The 23,598-nt window shown below is 57.6% G+C and carries 28 protein-coding genes and 1 tRNA gene; 10 read left to right on the top strand and 19 right to left on the bottom strand.

The features are described from left to right. Positions 1 to 9: 9 nt before the first annotated feature. From iscU to ACUNV4_RS04340, 5 genes are all read right to left on the bottom strand, one after another. Positions 10 to 420, bottom strand: coding sequence for a Fe-S cluster assembly scaffold IscU (iscU, locus tag ACUNV4_RS04360; RefSeq protein ID WP_430877273.1), 411 nt, complete (start codon positions 418 to 420; stop codon positions 10 to 12). A 115-nt stretch (positions 421 to 535) separates the two neighbouring features. Further along, positions 536 to 1,759, bottom strand: a complete 1,224-nt coding sequence (locus ACUNV4_RS04355; RefSeq protein ID WP_430877272.1) for an IscS subfamily cysteine desulfurase — start codon at positions 1,757 to 1,759, stop codon at positions 536 to 538. A gap of 138 nt (positions 1,760 to 1,897) precedes the next feature. After that, positions 1,898 to 2,356, bottom strand: coding sequence for a Fe-S cluster assembly transcriptional regulator IscR (iscR, locus tag ACUNV4_RS04350; RefSeq protein WP_430877271.1), 459 nt, complete (start codon positions 2,354 to 2,356; stop codon positions 1,898 to 1,900). Positions 2,357 to 2,469: 113 nt separating this feature from the next. After that, positions 2,470 to 3,168 carry a serine O-acetyltransferase gene (cysE, locus tag ACUNV4_RS04345; protein WP_430877270.1) on the bottom strand — a complete coding sequence of 233 codons (699 nt, stop codon included), beginning with the start codon at positions 3,166 to 3,168 and terminating at the stop codon, positions 2,470 to 2,472. Positions 3,169 to 3,266: 98 nt separating this feature from the next. Then, on the bottom strand, positions 3,267 to 4,061 hold the full coding sequence (locus ACUNV4_RS04340) for an RNA methyltransferase (RefSeq protein WP_430877269.1): 795 nt from the start codon (positions 4,059 to 4,061) through the stop codon (positions 3,267 to 3,269). 95 nt (positions 4,062 to 4,156) lie between these two features. Between ACUNV4_RS04340 and ACUNV4_RS04335 the strand changes: the two genes are divergently transcribed. Further along, a complete protein-coding gene (locus tag ACUNV4_RS04335; protein ID WP_430877268.1) occupies positions 4,157 to 4,972 on the top strand; it encodes an inositol monophosphatase family protein in 816 nt (271 codons plus the stop codon). Between the two features lie 120 nt (positions 4,973 to 5,092). Then, the gene (locus ACUNV4_RS04330; RefSeq protein WP_430877267.1) at positions 5,093 to 6,055 is read left to right on the top strand and encodes a 1-acyl-sn-glycerol-3-phosphate acyltransferase; all 963 of its coding nucleotides are present in this window, start codon (positions 5,093 to 5,095) and stop codon (positions 6,053 to 6,055) included. Here the strand turns inward: ACUNV4_RS04330 and secF are convergent. The 13 genes from secF to aroA all read right to left on the bottom strand — a co-directional run bounded on the left by secF (position 5,947) and on the right by aroA (position 19,017). Next, positions 5,947 to 6,888 (bottom strand): protein translocase subunit SecF, encoded by a 942-nt coding sequence (gene secF, locus ACUNV4_RS04325; protein WP_430877266.1) that lies wholly within the window; start codon positions 6,886 to 6,888, stop codon positions 5,947 to 5,949. The two genes, ACUNV4_RS04330 and secF, sit on opposite strands and share 109 nt — an antisense overlap. Positions 6,889 to 6,993: 105 nt before the next feature. Next, a complete protein-coding gene (secD, locus tag ACUNV4_RS04320; RefSeq protein WP_430877265.1) occupies positions 6,994 to 8,811 on the bottom strand; it encodes a protein translocase subunit SecD in 1,818 nt (605 codons plus the stop codon). Between the two features lie 36 nt (positions 8,812 to 8,847). Then, positions 8,848 to 9,174, bottom strand: coding sequence for a preprotein translocase subunit YajC (gene yajC / locus ACUNV4_RS04315; protein ID WP_430877264.1), 327 nt, complete (start codon positions 9,172 to 9,174; stop codon positions 8,848 to 8,850). Between the two features lie 87 nt (positions 9,175 to 9,261). After that, a complete protein-coding gene (gene tgt / locus ACUNV4_RS04310; RefSeq protein WP_430877263.1) occupies positions 9,262 to 10,377 on the bottom strand; it encodes a tRNA guanosine(34) transglycosylase Tgt in 1,116 nt (371 codons plus the stop codon). After that, positions 10,374 to 11,657 carry a tRNA preQ1(34) S-adenosylmethionine ribosyltransferase-isomerase QueA gene (gene queA / locus ACUNV4_RS04305; protein ID WP_430877262.1) on the bottom strand — a complete coding sequence of 428 codons (1,284 nt, stop codon included), beginning with the start codon at positions 11,655 to 11,657 and terminating at the stop codon, positions 10,374 to 10,376. Before queA ends, tgt begins: the two co-directional genes overlap by 4 nt. 51 nt (positions 11,658 to 11,708) lie before the next feature. Beyond that, positions 11,709 to 11,795 (bottom strand) — tRNA-Leu (locus ACUNV4_RS04300). A gap of 98 nt (positions 11,796 to 11,893) precedes the next feature. Then, on the bottom strand, positions 11,894 to 12,496 hold the full coding sequence (locus tag ACUNV4_RS04295) for a phosphoribosyltransferase (RefSeq protein ID WP_430877261.1): 603 nt from the start codon (positions 12,494 to 12,496) through the stop codon (positions 11,894 to 11,896). Beyond that, the gene (gene pyrF, locus ACUNV4_RS04290) at positions 12,493 to 13,293 is read right to left on the bottom strand and encodes an orotidine-5'-phosphate decarboxylase (protein ID WP_430877260.1); all 801 of its coding nucleotides are present in this window, start codon (positions 13,291 to 13,293) and stop codon (positions 12,493 to 12,495) included. Before pyrF ends, ACUNV4_RS04295 begins: the two co-directional genes overlap by 4 nt. After that, positions 13,290 to 14,459: a tetratricopeptide repeat protein gene (locus ACUNV4_RS04285; RefSeq protein ID WP_430877259.1), complete on the bottom strand. Its 1,170-nt coding sequence runs from the start codon at positions 14,457 to 14,459 to the stop codon at positions 13,290 to 13,292. Before ACUNV4_RS04285 ends, pyrF begins: the two co-directional genes overlap by 4 nt. Positions 14,460 to 14,572: 113 nt before the next feature. After that, positions 14,573 to 14,905: an integration host factor subunit beta gene (locus ACUNV4_RS04280; RefSeq protein WP_430877406.1), complete on the bottom strand. Its 333-nt coding sequence runs from the start codon at positions 14,903 to 14,905 to the stop codon at positions 14,573 to 14,575. 196 nt (positions 14,906 to 15,101) lie between these two features. Continuing rightward, positions 15,102 to 16,781, bottom strand: coding sequence for a 30S ribosomal protein S1 (rpsA, locus tag ACUNV4_RS04275; RefSeq protein ID WP_430877258.1), 1,680 nt, complete (start codon positions 16,779 to 16,781; stop codon positions 15,102 to 15,104). Positions 16,782 to 16,967: 186 nt separating this feature from the next. Further along, positions 16,968 to 17,648, bottom strand: a complete 681-nt coding sequence (gene cmk / locus ACUNV4_RS04270) for a (d)CMP kinase (protein ID WP_430877257.1) — start codon at positions 17,646 to 17,648, stop codon at positions 16,968 to 16,970. Between the two features lie 19 nt (positions 17,649 to 17,667). Further along, a complete protein-coding gene (gene aroA / locus ACUNV4_RS04265; RefSeq protein ID WP_430877256.1) occupies positions 17,668 to 19,017 on the bottom strand; it encodes a 3-phosphoshikimate 1-carboxyvinyltransferase in 1,350 nt (449 codons plus the stop codon). A 204-nt stretch (positions 19,018 to 19,221) separates the two neighbouring features. Here aroA and fur point away from each other — a divergent pair, with 204 nt between their 5' ends. After that, positions 19,222 to 19,686, top strand: a complete 465-nt coding sequence (gene fur / locus ACUNV4_RS04260) for a ferric iron uptake transcriptional regulator (RefSeq protein ID WP_430877255.1) — start codon at positions 19,222 to 19,224, stop codon at positions 19,684 to 19,686. A gap of 157 nt (positions 19,687 to 19,843) precedes the next feature. Continuing rightward, positions 19,844 to 20,158 carry an antibiotic biosynthesis monooxygenase family protein gene (locus tag ACUNV4_RS04255; protein ID WP_430877254.1) on the top strand — a complete coding sequence of 105 codons (315 nt, stop codon included), beginning with the start codon at positions 19,844 to 19,846 and terminating at the stop codon, positions 20,156 to 20,158. A 269-nt stretch (positions 20,159 to 20,427) separates the two neighbouring features. Here the strand turns inward: ACUNV4_RS04255 and hemP are convergent, their stop codons facing one another. Further along, entirely contained in the window at positions 20,428 to 20,622 is a 195-nt protein-coding gene (gene hemP / locus ACUNV4_RS04250; protein WP_430877253.1) for a hemin uptake protein HemP, read from the bottom strand. 202 nt (positions 20,623 to 20,824) lie between these two features. Here hemP and ACUNV4_RS04245 point away from each other — a divergent pair, with 202 nt between their 5' ends. The 6 genes from ACUNV4_RS04245 to ACUNV4_RS04220 all read left to right on the top strand — a co-directional run. Beyond that, the gene (locus ACUNV4_RS04245) at positions 20,825 to 20,998 is read left to right on the top strand and encodes a hypothetical protein (RefSeq protein WP_430877252.1); all 174 of its coding nucleotides are present in this window, start codon (positions 20,825 to 20,827) and stop codon (positions 20,996 to 20,998) included. A gap of 204 nt (positions 20,999 to 21,202) precedes the next feature. Continuing rightward, complete coding sequence (bfr, locus tag ACUNV4_RS04240) at positions 21,203 to 21,688, top strand: bacterioferritin (RefSeq protein ID WP_430877251.1); 486 nt, start codon at positions 21,203 to 21,205, stop codon at positions 21,686 to 21,688. Between the two features lie 57 nt (positions 21,689 to 21,745). Continuing rightward, positions 21,746 to 22,465: a MotA/TolQ/ExbB proton channel family protein gene (locus tag ACUNV4_RS04235; protein WP_430877250.1), complete on the top strand. Its 720-nt coding sequence runs from the start codon at positions 21,746 to 21,748 to the stop codon at positions 22,463 to 22,465. Continuing rightward, positions 22,452 to 22,853 carry an ExbD/TolR family protein gene (locus ACUNV4_RS04230; RefSeq protein ID WP_430877249.1) on the top strand — a complete coding sequence of 134 codons (402 nt, stop codon included), beginning with the start codon at positions 22,452 to 22,454 and terminating at the stop codon, positions 22,851 to 22,853. Before ACUNV4_RS04235 ends, ACUNV4_RS04230 begins: the two co-directional genes overlap by 14 nt. A 66-nt stretch (positions 22,854 to 22,919) precedes the next feature. Further along, positions 22,920 to 23,339: an ExbD/TolR family protein gene (locus ACUNV4_RS04225; RefSeq protein WP_430877248.1), complete on the top strand. Its 420-nt coding sequence runs from the start codon at positions 22,920 to 22,922 to the stop codon at positions 23,337 to 23,339. 10 nt (positions 23,340 to 23,349) lie between these two features. Beyond that, positions 23,350 to 23,598, top strand: a 249-nt coding sequence (locus ACUNV4_RS04220; protein ID WP_430877247.1) for a hypothetical protein, incomplete at its 3' end; no start/stop codon positions are given.

Below are 23,598 nucleotides of genomic sequence, written 5' to 3'. Positions count from 1 at the left end.
ACCAGCGACTCAGCTGGCCAATGCTTCTGAATCGTCCTTCTTTTCACGCTTTGCCTTGATGTCGGCAATGGCCGCCGCAATGGCATCTTCAGCCAGCACGGAACAGTGGATCTTCACCGGTGGCAGAGCCAGCTCATCAGCAATGTGCTTGTTACGGATCTCGCCCACTTCTTCCAGCGTCTTGCCCTTGACCATTTCGGTCACCAGGGACGACGAGGCAATGGCGGAACCACAACCATACGTCTTGAACTTTGCATCTTCAATGATGCCTTCGTCATTGACCTTGATCTGCAGGCGCATGACGTCTCCGCAGGCCGGCGCTCCGACCATGCCGGTACCGACATTGGGGTCGTCCTTGTCGAGCACGCCTACGTTGCGCGGGTTTTCATAATGGTCGAGTACTTTGTCACTGTAAGCCATGGTTTTCTCCAGTTTCGGCAACCCGCCGGGTCACCGTTCGGTCTTCTGTTGTAAAAGGTCGATCTTTCAATCGCACATTCGTTTGGATGAGTTCCTGCCGGATCGCCTCGGCGACTCAGTGAGAAGCCCACTCGACAGAGTCGAGGTCGATGCCTTCCTTGTGCATGTCCCACAACGGTGACAGATCACGCAGTTTCTCTACTGCATCCCGTGTCTTCCTGATCGTGAAATCGACTTCCTCTTCGGTTGTAAAACGCCCGATGGTGAAACGAATCGAGCTGTGCGCCAATTCGTCATTACGGCCAATGGCTCGCAGCACATAGGACGGCTCGAGGCTGGCACTGGTGCAGGCCGAACCACTGGATACCGCAATGTCCTTCATCGACATGATCAGGCTTTCACCTTCCACGAAGTTGAAGCTGACATTCAGATTACCCGGAATACGCTGTTCGAGATCGCCATTGATGTAGATCTCTTCCATGTCGGACAGTCCATCCCACAAACGGTCACGCAATTTCTTCAGGCGCTTGTTCTCTTCTTCCATCTCCTCACCGGCGATACGGAAGGCGTCACCCATGCCCACGATCTGATGAGTGGGCAAGGTTCCTGAACGCATGCCGCGTTCGTGACCACCGCCATGAATCTGCGCTTCCAGACGCACGCGCGGCTTGCGACGCACATACAGAGCTCCGATGCCCTTTGGTCCGTAGACCTTGTGAGCACACAGCGACAGGAGATCCACGTTCATCTCGTTGACGTCGATAGCCACCTTGCCGGGGCTTTGCGCCGCGTCGACGTGAAAGATGATTCCACGCTCGCGAGTGATCTTGCCGATGGCGGCGATGTCCTGAATGACGCCGATTTCGTTGTTGACATGCATGATTGACACGACGGTGGTGTCGTCACGCAGTGCTGCCTTGAACGCGTCCATGTCCAGCAGACCGTTCTCCAGAGGATCCAGATAGGTCACTTCGAAGCCTTCACGCTCCAGCTGCCTGCAGGTATCCAGTACAGCCTTGTGTTCGGTTTTCAGGGTGACAATGTGCTTGCCCTTCTTGGCATTGAAATGCGCGGCACCCTTGATGGCCAGATTGTCCGACTCGGTGGCACCCGAAGTCCAGACGATTTCCTTGCTGTTTGCGCCAATGAGATTGGCAACATTGTCACGCGCCTGCTCGACCAGCTCATCGGCATTCCAGCCGAATGGGTGCGACCGTGAAGCCGGGTTACCAAAATGTCCCTGGATGGTCAGACATTTGGCCATGCTGGCAGCCACTCGCTCGTCCACGGGTGTCGTGGCCGAATAGTCCATGTAAATTGGTACGTTTAAAGAACTCACTGTGTCTGCCTCAAAAAGATAATGTCGTTGAATAGCCGGCTGCTGCCGCGCTGTGTAGCCAGCAATCCGGAAACTGCTGACTGTTGCCTACCGTCGAACGGGGTGAGCGGATCAGCCGCGCACACGCCATTCACCAAATCATGCATAGGGTCGCTGCACCATGACCTTGTCCTGCCGCAGTGACGCGTTCTGTACTCGCTGCCGATCGATCATGTCCTGCAAGGACACACTGCTGAGAAATTCCTCGATCTGCGCACTGAGCCCTTCCCACAGATCGTGAGTCAGGCATCGTCCATGACCGTGACAATTTTCCTTGCCACCGCACTGTGTCGCATCAACCGACTCATTGACGGCGCCAATGATTTCGGACACCGCAACCAGGTGCAGTTCACGGGCAACGGAATAGCCGCCACCCGGACCTCGGGTACTGATCACCAGTCCATTGCGACGCAATTTCGAGAACAACTGCTCAAGATAGGAAAGCGAGATTTCCTGACGAACCGAGATCTCCGCCAGAGAGACAGGACCGGACTCGCCATGCAGTGCCAGATCGAGCATGGCAGTAACCGCATATCGTCCCTTTGTTGTCAGCTTCATGGCATTGGTAACCGAAAGTCTTCCATACCGGGAGCATCACATAACCCAGCATTTCAGTCAAGTATTAGGGCCAGTCTGGAAAATTCAAGTGCCGCCCTCGCCGATCCCCGGAATCACCCTGCCCGCTTGTTGAGTCGATCCAACTCGGCGCGCAATTCCGCAACCTGCTCCTGCAATTGCTCGACGGCCGTTTCGATCGGATCGTCGGTCTCGCCAGCAACCCCATAGGCATCGAACATCGGCTGTGGGGCGCTCCTGACATGCCCCTGAACCAGCTCCAGGCAGTTGGCGTTCTGATTCTTGCAACGGACAATGCGACCGGGAACACCCACGACCGTGGCCCCGGAAGGCACGGCTTCGAGCACCACCGCGTTGGAGCCGACACGCGCATCATCACCCACCAGAAACGGCCCCAGAATCTTGGCGCCGGCCCCTACCACCACATTGTTGCCCAGGGTCGGGTGGCGTTTTCCCTCGTCAAGCGTACGACCGCCGAGAGTCACTCCCTGATACAGGGTAACGTCGTTGCCGATTTCAGCCGTCTCACCGATGACCACCCCCGTACCGTGGTCGACGAAGAATCGTCGGCCGATCCGGGCTCCCGGATGGATCTCGATACCGGTCAGCCACCGGGCAATATTGCCCAGGAAACGCGCCGGCCAGCGTAAACCATGCCCCCACATCCAGTGATTGAGGCGATGAAACAGGATGGCATGCACACCGGAATAGCAGGTGAGCACATCGAACAGATTGCGCGCGGCAGGGTCGCGCTCGAACACACAGGTGACGTCCTCTTTCAACAATTGCCACATGCAAGCGCCCTTCCCTAATTCCTACCAGATCAGTAGGACATCATACCGTGTAAAGCCGAGATGCAAAACTTACGGAGATTTGAAGAAACCTTTACCGGCTATTTTCGCTTGCGCGGATTCTCCACCGCAGACAGGATTCCCCGGAAAATGGCCAGCTCGCTGCCCGTGGGACGGTTGGCCTCGAAGTAGCGGCGAACCCGGCGTCGCAGCAGACGGGGATTGTCCGGATCGAGAAATCCGGTCGACACCATCACCCGGTCAAGGTGTTCGAAGAAATGCTCCATGCCTTCGCTGGTTGCCGGCAGATCGTCCGGATCGGTTGACAGCGGTGCAGCCGCTTCACCATCACTCCCCTTCCATTTGCCCGGCTGAGGCACAGGAGCCCCCTGTGGCACCGACACCAGCGCCTGTGACAGCTCGTAGGCTACCACCTGCACCGCACTGCCCAGGTTCAGCGATGAAAAATCCGGATTACAGGGAATGCGCAGCAGGCGCGTACACAGGTCCAGTGACTCGTTACTCAGACCCGAGCGCTCCTGACCAAACACCATGGCAACCTTCTGCCCGGCCAGGCTGGATCTGGAGGCCGAACCCAGCTCTTCAGCGATCTCGCGACAGGACAACAGCGGTACTGCCAGCTGCCTGGCTCTGGCGCTGGTTCCGACCACCACCCGACAATCGGCAATGGCCGCCTGCAGGGTATCGAAGGTCTGCGCCTCTTTCAGCACATCGTTGGCGCCCGATGAACGCGCCAGTGCCTCGGCCGACAGATGCGAACAGGCATCCACCAGCCTCATTTGGCTGAACCCCATGGTTTTCATGGCTCTTGCCGCCGCACCCAGGTTCCCGGTGTGGGTCGTGCCCACCATTACGAATACGATTTCTACACTCATGTAGCGAATGATGTCACAACTGGTCCCGGAAGCCACGGATCGAGGGGCGTTTGGCACTACACTATGCACCTCAGCCCAGACAAGTGAAGCCAGACATGCACCCGATGCTCAACATCGGCATTCGCGCTGCCCGCGCAGCCGGAAAAGTCATTACACAGAATGTTGACCGATTCGATGCCAAGAGCATCGAAAAGAAGCAACGCAACGACTTCGTGACCGAGATCGATCGAGCGGCCGAAGCAGAGATCGTCAATACCCTCCGCCGCTCCTACTCCGACCACAGCTTCCTGTGTGAAGAGAGCGGTCTGATCGGCGACGAGAATGCCGAGTATCAGTGGATCATCGACCCGCTGGACGGCACGACCAACTTCATCCATGGGCTACCGCATTTCAGTGTGTCGATTGCCTTGCTGCAGAACAAGCGACTGTTTCAGGCGATCATCTACGACCCGATGCGCCAGGAACTGTTCACTGCCGGCAAGGGAGAAGGGGCCTTTCTTGACAGCAAGCGATTGCGCGTCACCAACACCAACCATCTCGAAAACGCCCTGTTGAGCACCGGCTTCCCCTACCGTGACGGACAGGACCTGGACTTCTACCAGCGTACAACTCGGCATTACACGGAGCGCTCCGGCGGTATTCGTCGTCTGGGTTCGGCGGCACTTGATCTGGCCTATGTCGCTGCCGGACGCATCGATGGTTGCTGGCTGACCGGCCTGCAGAGCTGGGATGTCGCCGCTGGCGGCCTGATCGTCAGAGAGGCCGGTGGCCTGCTCAACGATTTTGACGGCGGCGACGACTGGATGAGCAAAGGCGAGGTCATCGCAGCCTCGCCACGGATTCATCATCAGATGCTGGAGGTCATGAAACCTCTGTCAGCAGCACGCAACAAGACAGCAGCGCGCAAATAGGACCCCACCCCACTCTCTGCAATCAATCAGGGAGTCCCGGGCGTACATGTATCGCCCGGCTTCTTGCGTCACCCAGACGTCATGCAATGGCACTAACCTGAGATTTTTCAGGTTCTTTCCATGCATCTCAGCTACGCAGGTCCCGATCTGTCAGCTCGCCAGAAGCGACTGGTGAAAGCCATCGAATGGCTCAGCCGCGGTCGCGGCATCAGCGCGGTACGGCAGCGCTTCGTCGATAATGCCAATGACGAAACCTTCTTCAGGCGGGCGGCAGCAGCATTCGATCTGAAACCGACCGTGTGGTTTGCACCTCGTGCCTACATTCCTGCCCAGGGGCCCCTGCTGGTCGTGGCCAACCACCCCTATGGTGTCGTTGACGGCCTGGCCATCAGCGCGATGCTGGAATCCGTGCGACCCGACATTCGCATCATTGTCTGGAACGCCATTGGCCTGCCACCCTCTGCCAGTCATTTCATGCCTCTTGACCTGTCCGAACACAACGGCTCGGTGGCCAGACGGCAGAATGTCGACATTCGCCGCAAGGCGACTGCGCATTTACGCAATGGAGGATGTGTGGTTCTCTTTCCGAGCGGTTCTGCCGAGATCACGGCCCACCCGCTGGCCAGGCCCGCAGAAGCTCCCTGGACACCGCTGGCCTGCAAACTGGCTCTGAAAAGCGGGGCAACCATTCTTCCCGTCTTCGTGCATGGCCACAACAGCCGCCTGTTCCATGCCGCCAGCCACATGGGCGATCTGGTCAGACGCTCCCTGTTTCTCACCGAAACACGGCGCAAGATCGGTGCTCGCATACCGTGCCGGATTGGCGAGCCATTGTTGAATGCTCGACTACAACAGATGCATGCCGAAGAGGCCTGCTCAACCAGACAGATGGCAGCGCGGCTGCGGGAAATGACCTTGCAACTGGGAAAACTGACGGCACCTGCCCATCAGTGGACCCGAGCCCTCACTTTCCGTCAGGGCATCGCGTCCAGATCGGCCCCTTCCTTCTCGACCGGCATCAGATCTTCCTTGGTGACACCCATCTGCAATACGATTTCACTGGCCACGAAAATGGAAGAATAGGTGCCGATGAAGATACCGATGATCAGCGCCAGTGCAAATCCGCTGATGATCTGCCCGCCGAAGGCATACAGACAGACCAGCACCATGAGCGTCGTGCCCGAGGTGATGACCGTCCTGGACAGGGTCTGATTGATCGATTCGTTCATGATCTCGGTCGGTGTACCGGTACGCAGGGTCACGAAGTTCTCGCGAATGCGGTCGAATACGACAATGGTGTCATTCAGTGAATAACCGATGACCGCCAGCAAGGCGGCCAGAATGGTCAGATCGAACTCGATCTGGAACAAGGCAAACACACCCACGGTGATGATGACATCGTGCACCAGCGCCAGCACCGAGCCTACTGCAAACTTCTTCTCGAAGCGGAACCAGATGTAGACGATGATGCCGAACAGGGCAGACAGCATGGCCAGTCCACCCTTTTCTCGCAGCTCTTCACCCACCTGCGGCCCCACGAATTCCACTCGGCGCATGGACACAGTCGAGTCGCTGTTGTCGGACAGCACCTGCAGCACTTCATCGCTGACCGTGGCACTGTCAGCCCCTTCTTCGGGAGGGGCCATCCGAATCAGCACATCGGTACTGGTGCCGAAGGTCTGCACCTGAGAGTCCGGAAATTCCGCTTCCGCCAGAGTCGCCCGAATCTCGTTGAGATCCGGCGCCTGCTCGTAGCCCACCTCGATGGTGTAACCACCGGTGAAGTCGACACCCAGGCTCAAGCCACGAATGGCAATGGCAAGAATCGCCACAACCAGCATGACACCCGACACGATAAGGGACAGCCGATAGCGGCCCATGAAATCGAAGTTGGTGTCTCTTATCAGACTACGCATGAAGAAATCCCGGGGACAATCGCAAGCCGTGATCAACGATCAGGACTGGAGAACAAGCTGACAGCACCGGACCGCCAGTGCTGGAGAGAAGCTGATGGTTCATCGTCAGATGGGCAAGGAGGTCAGACGTCGGCCACCGTACAGGGCATTGACCAGTACACGAGTGCCGAAGATGGCAGTGAACATGGAGGTCAGGATGCCGATACACAGCGTGACGGCAAACCCCTTGATGGGGCCGGTGCCCAGACTGAACAGCACCACGGCAGCGATGAGCGTCGTGATATTGGCATCGGCGATGGTCGAAAAGGCCTTGTCATAACCGGAAGAAATGGCTGCCTGAATGGCCCGCCCTGCCTTGAGTTCCTCTCGTATACGTTCGAAGATCAGCACATTGGCATCTACCGCCATGCCCACGGTCAGCACGATCCCGGCTATGCCCGGCAACGTCAGCGTCGCGGTCAGTGCGCCGAGTACGGCAACAATCAGCACGACATTGGTCACCAGAGCCAGGCCGGCAATCATGCCGAAAACCCGGTAATAGACGGCCATGAAGACCACGACCACGGCAAGGCCGACCGCTGCGGACATGAAGCCCTGACGAATGTTGTCCTTGCCCAGGCTGGGGCCTACCGTGCGCTCTTCAACGATCTGTACGGGCGCCTTCAAGGCACCTGAGCGCAACAGCAGCGCCAGGTCAGCCGCTTCCTGAGCGCCCAGACCAGTCGTCTGGAAGCGATGACTCAGAACATCACGGATGGTTGCGACGCTGATGACCTCTTCAACCTTGGAGACGCGTTTGACGTCCTCGCCATTGACCTTGATGTTCTCGATGCGGTTCTCGATGTAGACCACCGCCATGGGGTTGCCGACATTATCCTGCGTGACTTCCTGCATGCGTCTCGCCCCTGAATTGTCCAGGTTGACGAACACGGCCGGTGTTCCCGACTGTTGATCGATGCCGGAAGAGGCGTCCTTGATCTGGTCACCGGTGACAATGATGTCCCGGTCCAGCATGATGGTGGAACCATCGTCCCGACGGGTGTAAGGCCGGGCATCGGAACGACTGGAAACCAGTCGGTATTCCAGCGTGGCTGTGGCGCCCAGAATGTCCTTGGCGCGTGCCGTGTCCTGCACCCCTGGCAGCTGCACGACGATGCGGTCCAGCCCCTGCTGCTGAATGACTGGCTCGGAGACACCAAGCTCATTGATTCGGTTGCGCAGCGTAACGATGTTCTGCTGCAAGGCACTGCGTTGTTCGGCCTCCGTGGCGACCTCGGTCAGATTGGCCGTGATGTAGGCGTATTCACCGTCTTCGGAGGTCTCGAAATCGAGATCGACGCCGTCTTCACGAAAGACGTCCAGCATCTGATCGCGTTCGGCCACGTCCCTGAAGCGTGCACTCAGGACGCCCTTGGAATGTTGTATGGAAGTGCCCCGAATCTTTGCTTCACGCACTTCGCGTTTCCAGGCGGGAATGAAGCGTTCTTCTGCCGTGTTGATGGCAGCGTCCATGTCCACTTCCATCAGGAAGTGCACTCCACCTCGCAGATCCAGTCCCAGGAACATGGGCTGTGCAATGCTGCGCAGCCATTCGGGACTGGCATCCACCAGATTCAGCGCGGTGATGTAATTGTTGCTGTTCAGCTTCTCTGCCAGTTCATCGCGCGCCCGAATCTGATCGTCTTCACTCTTGAACAGCGCCAGGTATCGCCCCTCTTCCTGGCGAACTTCCACATCGGTGAAGCCGGCATCGGCAAGGATTCGGTCGAACTGACTGACATCGGCACTGGTCAGCTCTGCAGAGCGTGCCGACACCTGTACGGCAGGGTCACTGCCAAACAGGTTCGGCAGCGCAAACAGCACGCCAATAATCATGACAACTGCCAGAAGCAGCGTTTTCCAGAGAGGATTGGTATTGGTCATGCTGTTGCGGCTGGTCTTTACGTAAGGGGGTGGAACTCAGATATTCTTCAGGGTACCGGAGGGCAACAGAGCGGCAATGGCATGCTTCTGCACATTGACCTCGACACCTTCAGCGACCCGAATGGACATGTAGGCATCACCCACTTTCGTAACGGTGCCACCCAGACCACCATTGGTAACGACTTCGTCACCCTTTTTCAAGGCTGCGACCATGGCCTTGTGTTCCTTCATGCGCTTTTGCTGTGGGCGGATCATGAGGAAGTAGAACACCGGCAGCATGAGCAGCAGCGGCAGAATGCCCATCAGGGACCCACCCGGAGCGCCAGCGCCCTGGGCATATGCATTACTGATAAAGAAATCCATGTAAACGACTCTTGAAGTGACGGCGGAAAGTAACGCGCAATTATGCCATAGACCACAGCATCAACCGGTGGTTTCCGCGACCGGTATTCAGGCGCCGCTGGCTCGCAGGGCTTCGAATTCCCTGACAAATGCATCCAGACGTTCTTCGTCCAGTGCCTTGCGGATACCCTGCATGAGCTCCTGGTAGTAGTAAAGATTGTGGATCGTGTTGAGTCGTGAACCCAGTATCTCGCCACACTTTGACAGGTGGTACAGGTACGCTCGTGAATAATTCCGGCAGGTATAGCAGCCGCAGTTTTCATCGATCGGACCGGTATCGGTGCGAAACCGGGCGTTGCGCAATCGCAGGTCGCCGCGGTGGGTATAGATATAGTCATTACGGGCGTTGCGAGTTGGCAACACGCAATCGAACATGTCGATACCGCGCAAGACGGACGACACGATGTCCTCAGGCTTGCCCACCCCCATCAGGTAGCGCGGTCGATTGGCAGGTAAATGCGGCACGGTGGTGTCCAGCATGGCGTCACGCAGGGACTTCTCCTCGCCCACTGCCAGTCCGCCCACGGCATAGCCAGGGAAGTCCAGTTCAACCAGCGCCTCGCAGGATTGCTTGCGAAGATCCTCGTACATGCCACCCTGCACGATACCGAACAGGGCATTCGGATTCTGCAGTTCACCAAACGCCTGCTGGCAACGCCTTGCCCAGCGCATGGACAGTTCCATGGACTCCGCAGCCTGCTCGTATGTCGCCGGATACGGCGTGCACTCGTCAAAGGCCATGACGATATTGGAGCCCAGATCTGTCTGGATTCTCATGGATTCTTCCGGACTGAGAAAGACCTCCGAGCCATCGACCGGAGAGCGAAAGCGCACACCGCTTTCGTCGATCTTGCGCAGCTTGGCTAGACTGAACACCTGGAAACCACCGGAATCGGTGAGAATCGGGCCGGACCAATGCATGAAATCGTGCAGATCACCGTGCATCTTGATGATATCCGTGCCCGGTCGCAGCCACAGGTGGAAAGTGTTGCCCAGGACGATCTCGGCACCTATTTCGCGGATCTCCTCGGGCGTGACCGACTTGACCGTGCCATAGGTCCCTACCGGCATGAAGGCTGGCGTTTCCACGGTTCCGCGGTCGAAATGCAGGCGTCCACGCCTGGCCGCACCGTCGCTTCCGAGCAGATCAAAACTGAAATTCACGCACGCACTCCAGACTGTGGCCACACCAGCATGGCGTCGCCGTAACTGAAAAACCGGTAGCGCTCCTGCACTGCCTGTCGATAGGCCTGGAGGGTGGTGTCCAGACCGGCAAAGCTGGCCACCAGCATCAGCAGAGTGGATTCGGGCAGGTGGAAATTGGTGACCATGCCATCGATGACATGGAACCGCGAGCCCGGCACCAGAAACAGACGGGTTTCACCGCTGAAAGGCGCCAGCTCACCGGTTTCGGCGGCCGCAGCCTCCAGCGCCCTGACCGATGTCGTACCGACGGCCACGATCCGCCCGCCCGCAGCTCTCGCTCTGGCAATGGCCTCGACAGTGTCGCTGTCCACACTGACGCGTTCGGCATGCATGACGTGCCGTGAAGGGTCTTCCACCCGTACCGGCTGGAATGTCCCTGCCCCGACATGCAGTGTGATGAAACTGTGACTGATGCCAGCCTGTGCCAGAGCCTGCAGCAGCGACTCGTCGAAGTGCAGACCGGCCGTCGGCGCTGCCACTGCTCCGGGCGAGTGCGCGAAGACCGTCTGATAGCGCTCGGCATCGTGCTGATCCGGCGCTCGTTCGATATAGGGCGGCAAAGGGATATCACCGTGCCTGGCAATGAAATCGGTCAGCGCTTCGTTACCTTCATGAGCCGCTTCCAGCTCGAAAAGATCGTCCTGCCTGCCAACCACCCGCGCTTCAAAGCGACTGGCTGCACCGGCTTCATCCGTTCTGCCAGTCAGCGTGATGAGCGTGCCCGGCCTGGGCGACTTGCTGGCCCGGATCTTCGCCAGCACCCGACCGTCTGCACCGACTCGTTCGAGCATCATCTCCAGCTTGCCACCGGATGCCTTGCTGCCATACAGCCGAGCCGGAATGACCCGTGTGTTGTTGAAGACCAGGTGGTCCCCGGCCCTGAGCAGTCCGGGCAGATCGCGCACGCTGGCATGAAGGACGGCAGCTGTCGCAGACCCGGAAGGTTGCCCCACTCCTGATTCGGTGCTGGTGCTGGTGCTGGTGCTGGTGCTGGTGCTGGTGCTGGTGCTGGTGCTGGTGCTGGTGCTGGTGCTGGCGTCGGCGTCGGCGTCGGCGTCGGCAAGGTTCGCATTCAGCACCATCAGGCGGCTGTCACTGCGATTCGGCAGCGGCACCTGCGCAATCAGTTCGGCTGGCAGCTCGTAGTGGAAATCACTGAGGCGGAATGCAGACTCGGCCGCATCACGATTGGCGGAGGAGTCAGGATCGGAAGATGAGGATTTGGCAGCCTTGTCCACGGATGGTCTTTCTTGGGGGGATAAGGTGGAATAAGGCCGGAGCCGAGCGCTTGGTGCCGGAGGCGAGACTTGAACTCGCACTCTGTTTCCAGAACCGGATTTTGAATCCGGCGTGTCTACCAATTCCACCACTCCGGCAGCGCATGCGAAGTGTAGGCAGTTTATGCCTCCACGACAAGCTTCGGACGAATTTTTTTAATCATCCTTCAACACCATGATGGATGCAACGATCGCGGTCAATCGCCCTTGCGCAACTTGACCGGTTCCATGATGCCCTCCAGCGATTTCATGACCGGCAACAGATGCGGCTTGTTGGCCTTGATTTCATCCAGCGACAGGCCATCCATCTCGTGGGGAAAGATCAGCCAGTCTTCAGTCTTGTGGGCGCAGAAGTCCGGTTCGAAGTCCGTCCTGTTCTTGCCCGGCTTGAAGTACGCAGTAGCCACACGAATGTCATGCGGCAGGTTCTTGCGCGACCGCACTCGCATCTTGTCGAGAATACTCTTGACGCTCAGACCGGTATCGAACACATCATCGACGATCAGCAGAGAATCTTCGGCATTCATCTTCTGGGTCAGATAGCTCAAACCATGCACACGAACCTTGCTGTCGCGCTTGTTGATTCCCGCATAACTGGAGGTGCGAATGGAGATATGGTCGGTATGCACCCCATAGAAATCCAGCAGTTCCTGCACCATGATGCCAACAGGTGTACCACCTCGCCAGACACCCACGATGAAGTTCGGCCGGAAGTCACTGGCCAGAATCTGCCGTCCCAGCTCCAGTGAGTCTTCCAGCAACTGCTGGGCAGAAATATAGACTTTTTGATCAGTACTCATGCATCGATGTCTGCCGTGCTTGGCGGCGTTGTGGCTGTCAGTTGTGAAGCGGCGATCTGCACTTCTGCATTCAAGGCGTGTAACACATCCACCGGCGACTTCGCCTGAGTGATCGGTCTGCCAATCACCAGATAGTCACTGCCGCCGAGAATGGCGTCAAACGGAGTGAGCGTGCGTCGCTGGTCATCGGGTCGTCCACCGTGACTGGAGATATTGCCGACAGGGGCACTGGAGGCCTGATCGGGCCGCACCCCGGGTGTCACGGTCAGAAAGTTGTTCCTGGCAATCGCCCGAATCTGCGCGACCTCGTGAGGCGAACAGACAACGCCATCCAGACCGGCCTGACGCGCCAGTGTTGCCAGCCGACTGACCTGATCGACGGGCTCGACATCCAGCCCGACACTGGCCAGTTCGCCGCGGTCCAGACTGGTCAGCACCGTGACGGCAATCAGGCGAGTCCCGCCACCCTGCTCGGCACTGCGATCGAATTGCCTGACCGCATTGCGCGCCGCCTCCAGCATCGCCGGGCCGCCACTGGCGTGCACATTGACCATCCAGACACCCATGCCGGCTGCCGCTTCAACGGCACTGGCGACCGTATTCGGAATGTCGTGGTATTTCAGGTCCAGGAACACATCGAATCCGGCCTTCTGGCACTCTTCCACCAAGGCAGGCCCTGCCAGCGTATAGAGCTGATTGCCGATCTTGAGACGCGTCAGCGAAGGGTCCAGTCGCTCCACGAGTGCGCGCGCCTTGCCCGGTTCATTGAAATCCAGTGCCGTGATTATTCTGTTCATTCGCCTTCCACGCCGATGATGGTTGATACGCTGTCCCAACGTCCACAACCGGGGCAACGCCAGTGCATCACGTTACCCTGAAATCCGCAGGAATTGCAGCGATAAACCGGTTTATCTTCAATCACCTGATCCAGCAAGTTACATATCACCCGGACCTTGTCTCGCTCACCGGGCTTGCTCAGCTCGACCTGATCGTGCGCCCAGTCGCGCAATCCCTTCAATGAAGGGCGTCGCAGAATCTGCTCCTTGAAGAAGCGATCCGCCAGTGCATCGCTGTGCAATTCGGCAATGATCTGGCGCGTGCTTCTGATGACCGAATAGGCATTCCGCTGTTCGCGAATGCGCTTGACGAAACTCAGCAGTCGCTCCTGATCACCGGCCGCCTTGAATGCCTGAAAGCGCGAGTCGATGATCTCGGGCATCAACTCGGAACGCAACGATTCCACCTGATCGTAAAGCTCCAAAGACCGATCATAGTCACCGCTTGCCAACGCCAGCGAAGCCTGCATCATCAGCGCACGTGCGCAACCGGGATGATGACGGACCGCCTGCAACAGGCGCTCCGTGGCCTCGTCGCGCTCACCCAGCTTTTCAGACTGCGCGGCCAGTTCACAGTAGTAGTGCGCAATTCTCGGCCCCAGCTTGCGTTCGGTAGAGCGATCGAACTCGATGGCCACCGTTATCGCCTGCTGCCAGTCCGCCTCCTGCTCATGCAACTGCAACAGGCTTTCGTAGGCATCGTCTCGTCGGTGCTCGGACTCGAGCAATTCGTGCAGCACCTGTTCGGAACGATCCAGCAGGCCGGCCGATCGATAGTCTCGAGCCAGCTCGACACGCGCCGTATCCCGAATATCGGCGTGCAGTTCCACCTTGTCGATGACACTCTGGTGCAGCAATACGGCTCGCTCCATATCGCCACGCCGGCGATAATGATTTCCCAGCGCAATATGGGTTTCGGCCGTATCCCGACTGGTGCCCGAGAGGGCTTCGAACAATTCGGGGGTCTTGTCCGGTTGCTCCGAGAGCAACACGTTCAGATCCTGGTGAAAGTGCTTGGTGTAATCCCAGAAGGCGTCGGGTCTGCGAGCGTCATTGCGTTTGGCGGCAAACCAGCCAGCCATCGCTGCAACGGGCAGCAGTAGCCACAACAGATCAGGAATGAACACGGTATGTCAGCCGACTCTCAGTATCGCCCGGACGATGTTGCCATGGTTGGCCGTGCAACAGAATCAGGACATGACTTGCGGGAGGTCGCTTGCACTTGCAGCGACTGTCACCTTCAGTCGTGTTCATCATCCTGGCAGGACTCGGACGTCTCGTTGACGCCACCCGTGCCGTTATTGACACGCTCTCGCAATTCCTTGCCGGGCTTGAAGTGAGGCACATGCTTGCCTCGTAGTGCCACGGCATCCCCTGACTTGGGGTTGCGTCCCATTCTGGCTTCACGAAAGTGCAGTGAAAAACTGCCAAAGCCACGAATCTCGATACGTTCGCCGCTGGCCAGCTCCTGACTCATCTTCTCGAGAAGACTCTTCACGGCAAGCTCGACGTCCTTTGGCGCGAGATGACCCTGATTGCGCGCCAGGGATTCGATGAGATCCGATTTGGTCAAACTGTTATCAGTGCGGGAACGTTCGCTCATTTCTCACCTGTTGTCACGTCCGTTCTCAGCGTTCTTGTATGCAATGACGATGCAATGAAATGCGGTTTCCACTGTTCCAAACGAAGAGTGCCCGCCCCGAACAGCTCCGTCAAGGGAGCTGTCCGGAACAGGCGACTTCAGAACAAAGGGTATAGGCCTGTCAGAACTACTTGTCCAGGTTGCCCAGCTGCTCTTTCAACAGATCGCCCAGCGTCGTGCCGGCAGGCTCTGAAGCAGACTCATTGTAGTCGCTCATGGCCTCTGCTTCATCGGCATAGTCCTTCGCCTTGATGGACAGGCTCAGCATGCGTGACTTGCGATCGGTACCGATGAACTTCGCTTCGATTTCCTCACCTTCCTTCAGGTGCTGGCGAACATCTTCGACACGTTCACGAGAGATCTCGGAAGCACGCAGTACACCTTCAACACCGTCACCCAGATCGATGATGGCATGCTTGGTATCCACTTCCTTGACCGTACCCTTGACGATACTGCCCTTCGGGCTATCAGCGACGAACTGACCGAATGGGTCACGATCGATCTGCTTCACACCCAGTGAGATGCGCTCACGCTCGGGATCAACGGCCAGTACAACCGCTTCGATCTCGTCACCCTTCTTGTAGTTGTGAACGGCTTCTTCGCCAGTCTCGTTCCAGGAAAGATCGGACAGGTGAATGAGGCCATCAATGCCACCTTCCAGACCGATGAAGATACCGAAGTCAGTGATCGACTTGATGGTACCGGCAACCTTGTCACCCTTGTTGAATGACTCGGAGAAGTCTTCCCATGGGTTCGGCTTGCATTGCTTGATACCCAGAGAGATACGACGACGCTCCTGATCGATGTCGAGAATCATGACTTCGACTTCGTCACCCAGTGCAACGACCTTGTTCGGGTTGACGTTGCGGTTGGTCCAATCCATTTCGGAGACGTGAACCAGACCTTCAACGCCTTCCTCGATCTCTACAAAGCAACCGTAGTCAGCGATGTTGGTGACCTTGCCGAACAGGCGTGAGCCTTCCGGATAACGACGCGTCAGATCGACCCATGGATCTTCACCCAGTTGCTTCAGACCGAGAGATACGCGGTTGCGCTCACGGTCGAACTTGAGGACCTTGACTTGCATTTCCTGACCGACTTCCACAACCTCGGAAGGATGCTTGACGCGCTTCCACGCCATGTCGGTGATGTGCAGCAGACCATCGATACCACCCAGGTCAAGGAACGCACCGTAGTCGGTGAGGTTCTTGACGATACCCATGATTTCCTGACCTTCCTGCAGATTCTCGAGCAGTTGCTCGCGCTCTGCGCTGTACTCCGACTCAACGACAGCACGTCGTGAAACGACGACGTTGTTGCGACGCTGGTCCAGCTTGATGACCTTGAATTCGAGTTCCTTGCCTTCGAGGTAGCTGGTGTCACGTACCGGACGTACGTCTACCAGTGAACCCGGCAGGAATGCGCGGATGTCGCAGACTTCAACGGTAAAGCCGCCCTTGACCTTCCCAGTGATGTTGCCCTTGATGATTTCGTCGTTTTCCTGAGCTCTTTCGAGTACGGTCCAGGAGCGAGCACGACGTGCCTTTTCGCGAGAAAGCTTGGTTTCTCCGAAACCGTCTTCGACGGAATCGAGTGCAACTTCAACGCTGTCACCGATCTTGACATCGGTTTCGCCATTTTCGTCTTCGAACTCTTCAATAGGCACTGCGCCTTCGGATTTGAGTCCGGCATTGACGATGACGTAATCGCCCGTGATGTCGACAACTGTTCCAGTGAGAATGGAACCGACTTTCATCTGGGCGTTGGAGATACTCTCTTCGAAGAGCTCCGCAAAAGATTCTGACATTAAGTAGTAAACCTGTTAGGTGAATGACGCAGTGTCTTCGTGACAAGGCGATGTGTTGGTTGTAAAAAACCGGACCCTCATGGTCTGGCGGTACGTTGTTGCAGGTTGATCAATGCATGCCGTGCATGCGTAAACGATGTATTGAACGAGCCCACGCTACTGATGCAAGGGACAAACCAGCTGAATTCACCCGACCGTATCGGCAGCAGACAGCGCGGACCTGATCTGCGCTACCACCTCGTTGATGGATAAATCACTGGAATCGATGATGAGCGCGTCGTGGGCAGCAACCAACGGCGAATGCTCGCGGGAACTGTCACGTTCGTCGCGCGCACCTATCTCTTGCAGCAAGCTCCCCATTGTAACGTTGATTCCCTTTTCTTTCAACTGCTTAGAGCGTCGCTCCGCTCTCACTTGCTGCGATGCCGACAGAAACACCTTCAAGGTGGCATCCGGAAACACCACAGTGCCCATGTCTCGCCCATCGGCAATGAGGCCGGGAGCCTTGCGAAAACTGCGCTGTTCATCAAGAACCGACTCTCTGACACCGGCCATGACGGCCACGCGAGACGCGGCGTTACCGGTTGTCTCCAGCCTCAAATCGGACGTTACATTTCGGTCATCAAGCCACACCTGCACCCCTTCGGGGTGAGGTTTGAAGGTCGCCTTCATGCTTTGCAGAGCCACCAGAACCGATGCCTCATCATCCAGATCGGCGCCGCGATCAAGCGCGTGCAGAGCGGCAGCGCGATAGACCGCACCACTATCGAGCAGATGAAAGCTCAATTCGGTGGCCAGCTGCCGGGCTATCGTGCCCTTGCCGGCCCCTGATGGCCCATCGATGGTGATGACAGGAATATCGCTCATGAATCAGTGCGCCCGGAAATCATGCGCCCGCAGCACCACGGGACTCCGTGATGTGCAATCCGGCATCGCCCGCAATCTGCACGAAGCCCGGAAACGAGGTATTCACGTTGTCGCAATCGAGCACCGTGATGGGGCCGTCGCAGATCAGAGAGGCCATGGAAAACGACATGGCGGTGCGGTGGTCACCACAGCTGTCTGCCGTTCCGCCAGTCAGTCGCTTGCCACGGATGATTGCCCCATCTGGCGTATCGCTGATGTCACCGCCCAGGGCTCGCAGCCCATCGGCCATGACCTGGATGCGGTCAGTTTCCTTGACCCGCAATTCTTCGGCTCCGGTGACTATCGTTTCACCTTCGGCCGCGGCGGCCGCGACAAACAAGGCCGGAAATTCATCGATGGCCAGTGATACCAGCTCTTCGGGCACGTGAATACCTTTCAGGCGGGTTCCTTCCACCTCGAGATCGGCAACGGGCTCGCCACCAGTCAGCCGTTCATTGCTGATGCGGATATTGGCACCCATCAGGCGCAGGATATCGATGACACCGGTACGGCTGGGGTTCATGCCGACGCCCGTCAGCACAAGCTTCGAACCGGGCGTCATGCTCGCACCGACGAGAAAGAAGGCTGAAGAGGAAATATCGCCCGGCACTGTCAGCGATGTGGCTGTCAAAGACTGCCCGCCACGAATGGAGGCAGTCAGACCGTCGACTTCAACCTCGACACCAAAGCCGCGCAGCATGCGTTCGGTGTGATCACGAGTGATGGCAGGCTCATGAACCGTGGTGGTGCCACTGGCATGCAGCCCCGCCAGCAGCACGGCCGATTTTACCTGGGCACTGGCCATGGGGCAGGTGTACTCGATGCCGTTCAGCGACCCTGCCTTCTGGATGATCAACGGTGGCGTGCCATTGTCAGCAGTGAGAATACTGGCCCCCATCCGACTCAGTGGGTCGACGATGCGACGCATGGGCCGCCCCGTCAGGGAGTCATCGCCGGTAAGCGTGGCCGGAATATTCATGCCCGCCAGCAGACCGGTCAGCAAACGCATGCCCGTACCGGAATTCCCCAGGTAGATGGGGGCAGTCGGCGCAGACAGCGCTTCAACGCCCTGACCATACAGTGTCACCTCACCTGCACCACCGCGCTCGATGCGCACACCCATGGCCTGAAACGCCTCCAGGGTATGCAGGCTGTCTTCGCCCTCCAGAAATCCCTGCACCTCGGTAACACCGTGTGCAATGCCACCGAACATGATGGAACGATGAGACATCGATTTATCACCGGGTACACGCACCGTGCCGCTCAGCGCAGTCGCAGGCTCCAGCAGAAAGGTCCTGCCGGTGGAAGTTGAAGAAGCTGTCTGAGTCACGAGAGGTCCTGAAGGTTATTGCCAAAATGGTAACACTGCCACCGCCGACTTTCGCGTTGCGCAATCAGAAGAAGATCACACCGGTAGACAATGCTTCGAGTCCGCGCACCACGGTAGTGGCTGGCGCGCGTTATTCTATCCCTCCATAGACTTGTGTACACTTCGGAGTTGAACAGGAATACCCACCAGAATGATGTGGATACCATGAAAAAAAATACCGCAAACAGCGATTTACGCAAGGCCGGGCTGAAGGTCACCCTGCCACGCATCAGCATTCTGGAAATTCTCGAAGAAGCCGAACAACATCACATGAGTGCCGAGGATGTCTACAAGACATTGCTCAATAACGGTAACGAGGTGGGACTGGCTACGGTGTACCGAGTGCTGACCCAGTTCGAAGCGGCCGGACTGGTCACCCGCCACCACTTTGATGGCGGTCAGGCGATCTTCGAACTTGATACCGGCGACAACCATGATCACATCGTTTGTCTGAAAACCGGCAAGGTTGCCGAATTCAAGGATGAAATCATCGAGAACCGCTTGGAGGAAATTGCCACGGAACTGGGTTACACCCTGAGTGACTACAAGATTGTCCTGTATGGCGAAGTGGTTGACCCACAACCGGAAAAACCCCGTCTGAAAGTGCACAACCCCAGCGACTCGAACTGAGAGAAAAACTGGCTTGCCTCCCGGGTTGACTCTTCCTGACGGTAGAAGGCGAAGAATTCGTCCTTGATTGTCACGCCGACTTGAGATGATAATAAGAATCGTTATCATTTAATGCTGCGCATGAAAGCGCACTCAGGAGCCCGTGATGTTCATCGCCATGAATCGATTCAAGGTCAGACTCGGCCAGGAAGCCTCATTCGAACAGGTCTGGAAGTCCAGAGATTCGCAACTCTCCACCCTGCCCGGCTTCGAGGAATTCCACCTGTTGCGCGGCCCTGAGACCGAGGAGTACACACTCTATTCCTCCCATACCGTGTGGCGTTCGAAGGCGGACTTCGAGGCATGGACCCGTTCGGAAGCATTCCGCAACGCCCACAAGGGTGCCGGTAGTCATGGTGATCTCTATCTGGAACATCCGAAATTCGAAGGCTTCGAGGTCGTGCAGACGCTGACTGCCGCTGCAAGCGCCTGACCAGAGAGTACAGATTTCCAGCGGCAGGCGACTCGGCACTACCGGCACAATCGTCCGGGACCGTCGGTCGCCTGCTGCCCTTCTAGTGCATCAGACTGGTATCTGAGGCGGGATCTGGCTCTGCAGGCTCGAACTTTACGCCGTTTCCTGCCTTGGCCCGAACAAGGTTCGGATTGTCTCAGGCCCGGCTTGAGCCCGGCTTTGACTCGGGCTTGGCTCGGGCTTGGCTGGGTCAACCGGGTCAACCGGGTCAACCGGGTCAACCGGGTTTATTTTGTCAGCAACAGCTTGTTGTTTTTGGTGACACGCAATACATAATCTTCACCATTGTGCTCGATGAGCAACAAACGCAGATCACCCAACAGCTCAGGGGCATGGATGCGACCGGATTTCACGATAACCGTTCGTTCTTCTACCTCGATTTCTCCGGTCGGTGAACTTGCATTGGACACGGGGTCTGACATGACGTGACGTTGTTGAAGGATGTGTTCAGATGGTCACAAGAATACAGGTAAAAAGCAATGATTCTCATTTGTCTTTCTACTATTATCAAGTTATGCTACAACCCAGCCGCCAATCGGTGAAGTAAACACGCGAGATCTCCAGATGATCGTCTGCCATTGCAACCGCCTCACAGCCAGCGATATCGGTGATGCTGTCGAATGCATGAAGTCCAACTGCAGCAACCCTGACCTCTGTCCGGACAATGTCTACGGTGAGCTGGGCGCCTGTCCACGCTGCTGCAACTGCTTTCCTCTGGCAGAAGCCACGATACGAGAAGCCGAGATGCGGTTTGTTTCCAAAAGCGAGCTGACGGGCTCCAATCCGGTAGCAGCCTGATCCCACCGTTCTCGGGCGGGGCCACGGTGGCTTTCGCCCGCATGCCATCCCGGATCGCGAGGGTGTGCAGACCGTTATTCAGCTACGGGGCAAGGCGATACCATTCCGCGCCTCATGTATCATGTGTGATCGAATCGTTGCAGTGATCGAACTTTCCGATCCTGCTGGCAATTACGGTCAATCACCCAAGGGTTTGCATCAATCATGAAAGGTAGCGACAAGGTCATCGAACGCCTCAACGAGGCGCTGTTTCTCGAATTGGGTGCAGTCAATCAGTACTGGTTGCATTTTCGCCTGCTTGAAGACTGGGGTCTGACCAAGCTGGCCAAGAAGGAACGTGAAGAATCCATTGAAGAAATGCAACACGCTGACAAACTGGTCGCTCGCATCATCTTCCTCGGCGGACACCCCAATCTGCAAACGCTGTCCAGCCTGAGAATCGGCCAGGATGTGAAGGAAGTACTGGAATGCGACCTTGCCGGCGAGCACGAGGCGCTGAAGTCGTACATCGAATCACGGGATATCTGCGAAGCGGAAAAGGATTTTGTCTCCAAGAATCTGTTCGAGGAGCTGATTGCAGACGAAGAGTCTCACGTCGACTTTCTGGAAACCCAGCTGGAGCTGCTCGACCGAATCGGTGTGCAGAACTACCAGCATCTGCAGGCTGACAGCGCCGACTCGGCCGAATAAGCCCCCCTCGAACAGTCAGGCCCGCAGCTCTCTGGCTGCGGGCCAGGCAAAGAGAGCATGCAGATGCAGCAAGACTTGTCGGCAGTGCTGCTGCAACAGGTTCCCGGTTCATTCGGACAGATCATTTCTCTGGGCGGACCAGTAACCCTTGTGCTTCTGCTTCTGTCGGTGGCAGCCCTGAGCATCGTCCTGGTGAAGGCCGTGCAGCTGTTCGCTGAACGTAGCCGCAACCGCGATGCAATACACCAGGCGCTACTGCACTGGCAGAACGGCAAACAGAAGGACGCCATCGCCGGGATTGTCCATGCAGAGCGAGGTGTCGCCAGCTTGCTGCGGGTAGCCATGCAAGGCAGCCTGGCCAGTGCTGTTTCGGAAGCCCAGCTGCGCGAAGAGCTGCAACGCCTCGCCAGCGCCGACATGCAGCGACTCAGAAGCCACTTGCGTACCCTGGAAGTCATCGCCACCATCAGCCCGTTGCTGGGATTGTTCGGCACCGTTCTCGGCATGATCGAAGCGTTCAGACAGATGGAGCAGGCCGGCTCCCGGATAGACCCTTCGATTCTGTCCGGTGGCATCTGGCAGGCATTGCTGACCACAGGAGTGGGCCTTGCCGTTGCCATACCAGCCACCCTCGCCCATCAATGGCTGGATCGCCGGGCCGAACATCATGCTCACCGGATGGAGGATACGGTAACGCAGGTGTTTACCGCCACCGTACGACAGCGTACACAACCCGCCCCCATGGCCGGCACGGATACCCTCGATGCGGCTGGTTGAGTCTCCAGCCAGATCGCTCAGAATCAGTCTCACACCACTGATTGATGTGGTATTCATTCTGCTGCTGTTCTTCATGTTGAGCACGCAATTTTCCCGGCAACAGGTCATCGAACTGGCCGTCGTTGCGGACCTTGGCGCTCAGGATCAGGCCGAGCAGCACTGGCTGCGTCTGCACCTGTCGGCAGACGGCAGCATCAGTATCAACGAAACACGTGCAGGGACCATCGATACCTTGCCAACACATCCACTGGTCGTGGCAGCCATCGCGGAATCCACCCCGATTCGACTTGATGCCGGTGACGACGTAGCGCTGCAAGAATTGATCGCAGCCAGTGACACGCTTCATCTGGCAGGTGCGACCTTGCTCAGCCTGTCCGCACTGCACTGATCGACGGACGTGAAGCTGCGAGCCTCTACAATCCGCCCAGTTCCTTCGGATGACAATCTCATTCCGATGATCAATATCGTGTTCCTGCTGCTGATCTTCTTCATGGTAGCCGGCACCATCCGTCAGCCGGATCCCTTGCCCGTCGATGCACCAATGAGCAGGTCCGGCGCTGAACAGACGGCGCGACCTGTGCTCTACCTGGATGCAACTGGCGCCATGATGCTGAATGAGACTGCCGTGCCGCAAGGCCGACTGACTGACGAACTGCGCGCAATGCAGGCCACCTCCCCTCGCGGGATTGTCAATGAAGACAAGTTGAATCTGTCGGCAGCGGATTCGGCTGTCGCCTCGGCTGATCCGGTGCTGGCCATCAAGGCGGACGCTGCAACCCCTGTGGTGCTGCTTCGTCAGGTGCTGACGGATGCCAGACTTGCCGGCATCCATTCGATCGAACTGATCACCTTGCAGGACCTTGAGTCCCCTTGACGGTGGGTGCTTGAAGACCCTTGCGCTGTGGTTCCCGGCAATCGTGCTGTCGGTTCTGTTTCATCTGCAGCTTTTGCACTGGGTCGACCATCAGGCGGATGAGAAGCCCCCTGCTCTGCCCGGGAATGGTGGCGGCCTGGCATTGCAATTGATGCTGCCACAGCAGGCTTCCAGTGCAGAACCAGAGCCAGAGCCAGAGCCAGAGCCAGAGCCAGAGCCAGAGCCAGAGCCAGAGCCAGAGCCAGAGCCAGAGCCAGAA

It is taken from the genome of Granulosicoccus sp. 3-233, assembly GCF_052681095.1.
The sequence above is the reverse complement of the archived record's forward strand: the minus strand, read 5'-3'. Positions and strand labels throughout refer to the sequence as shown.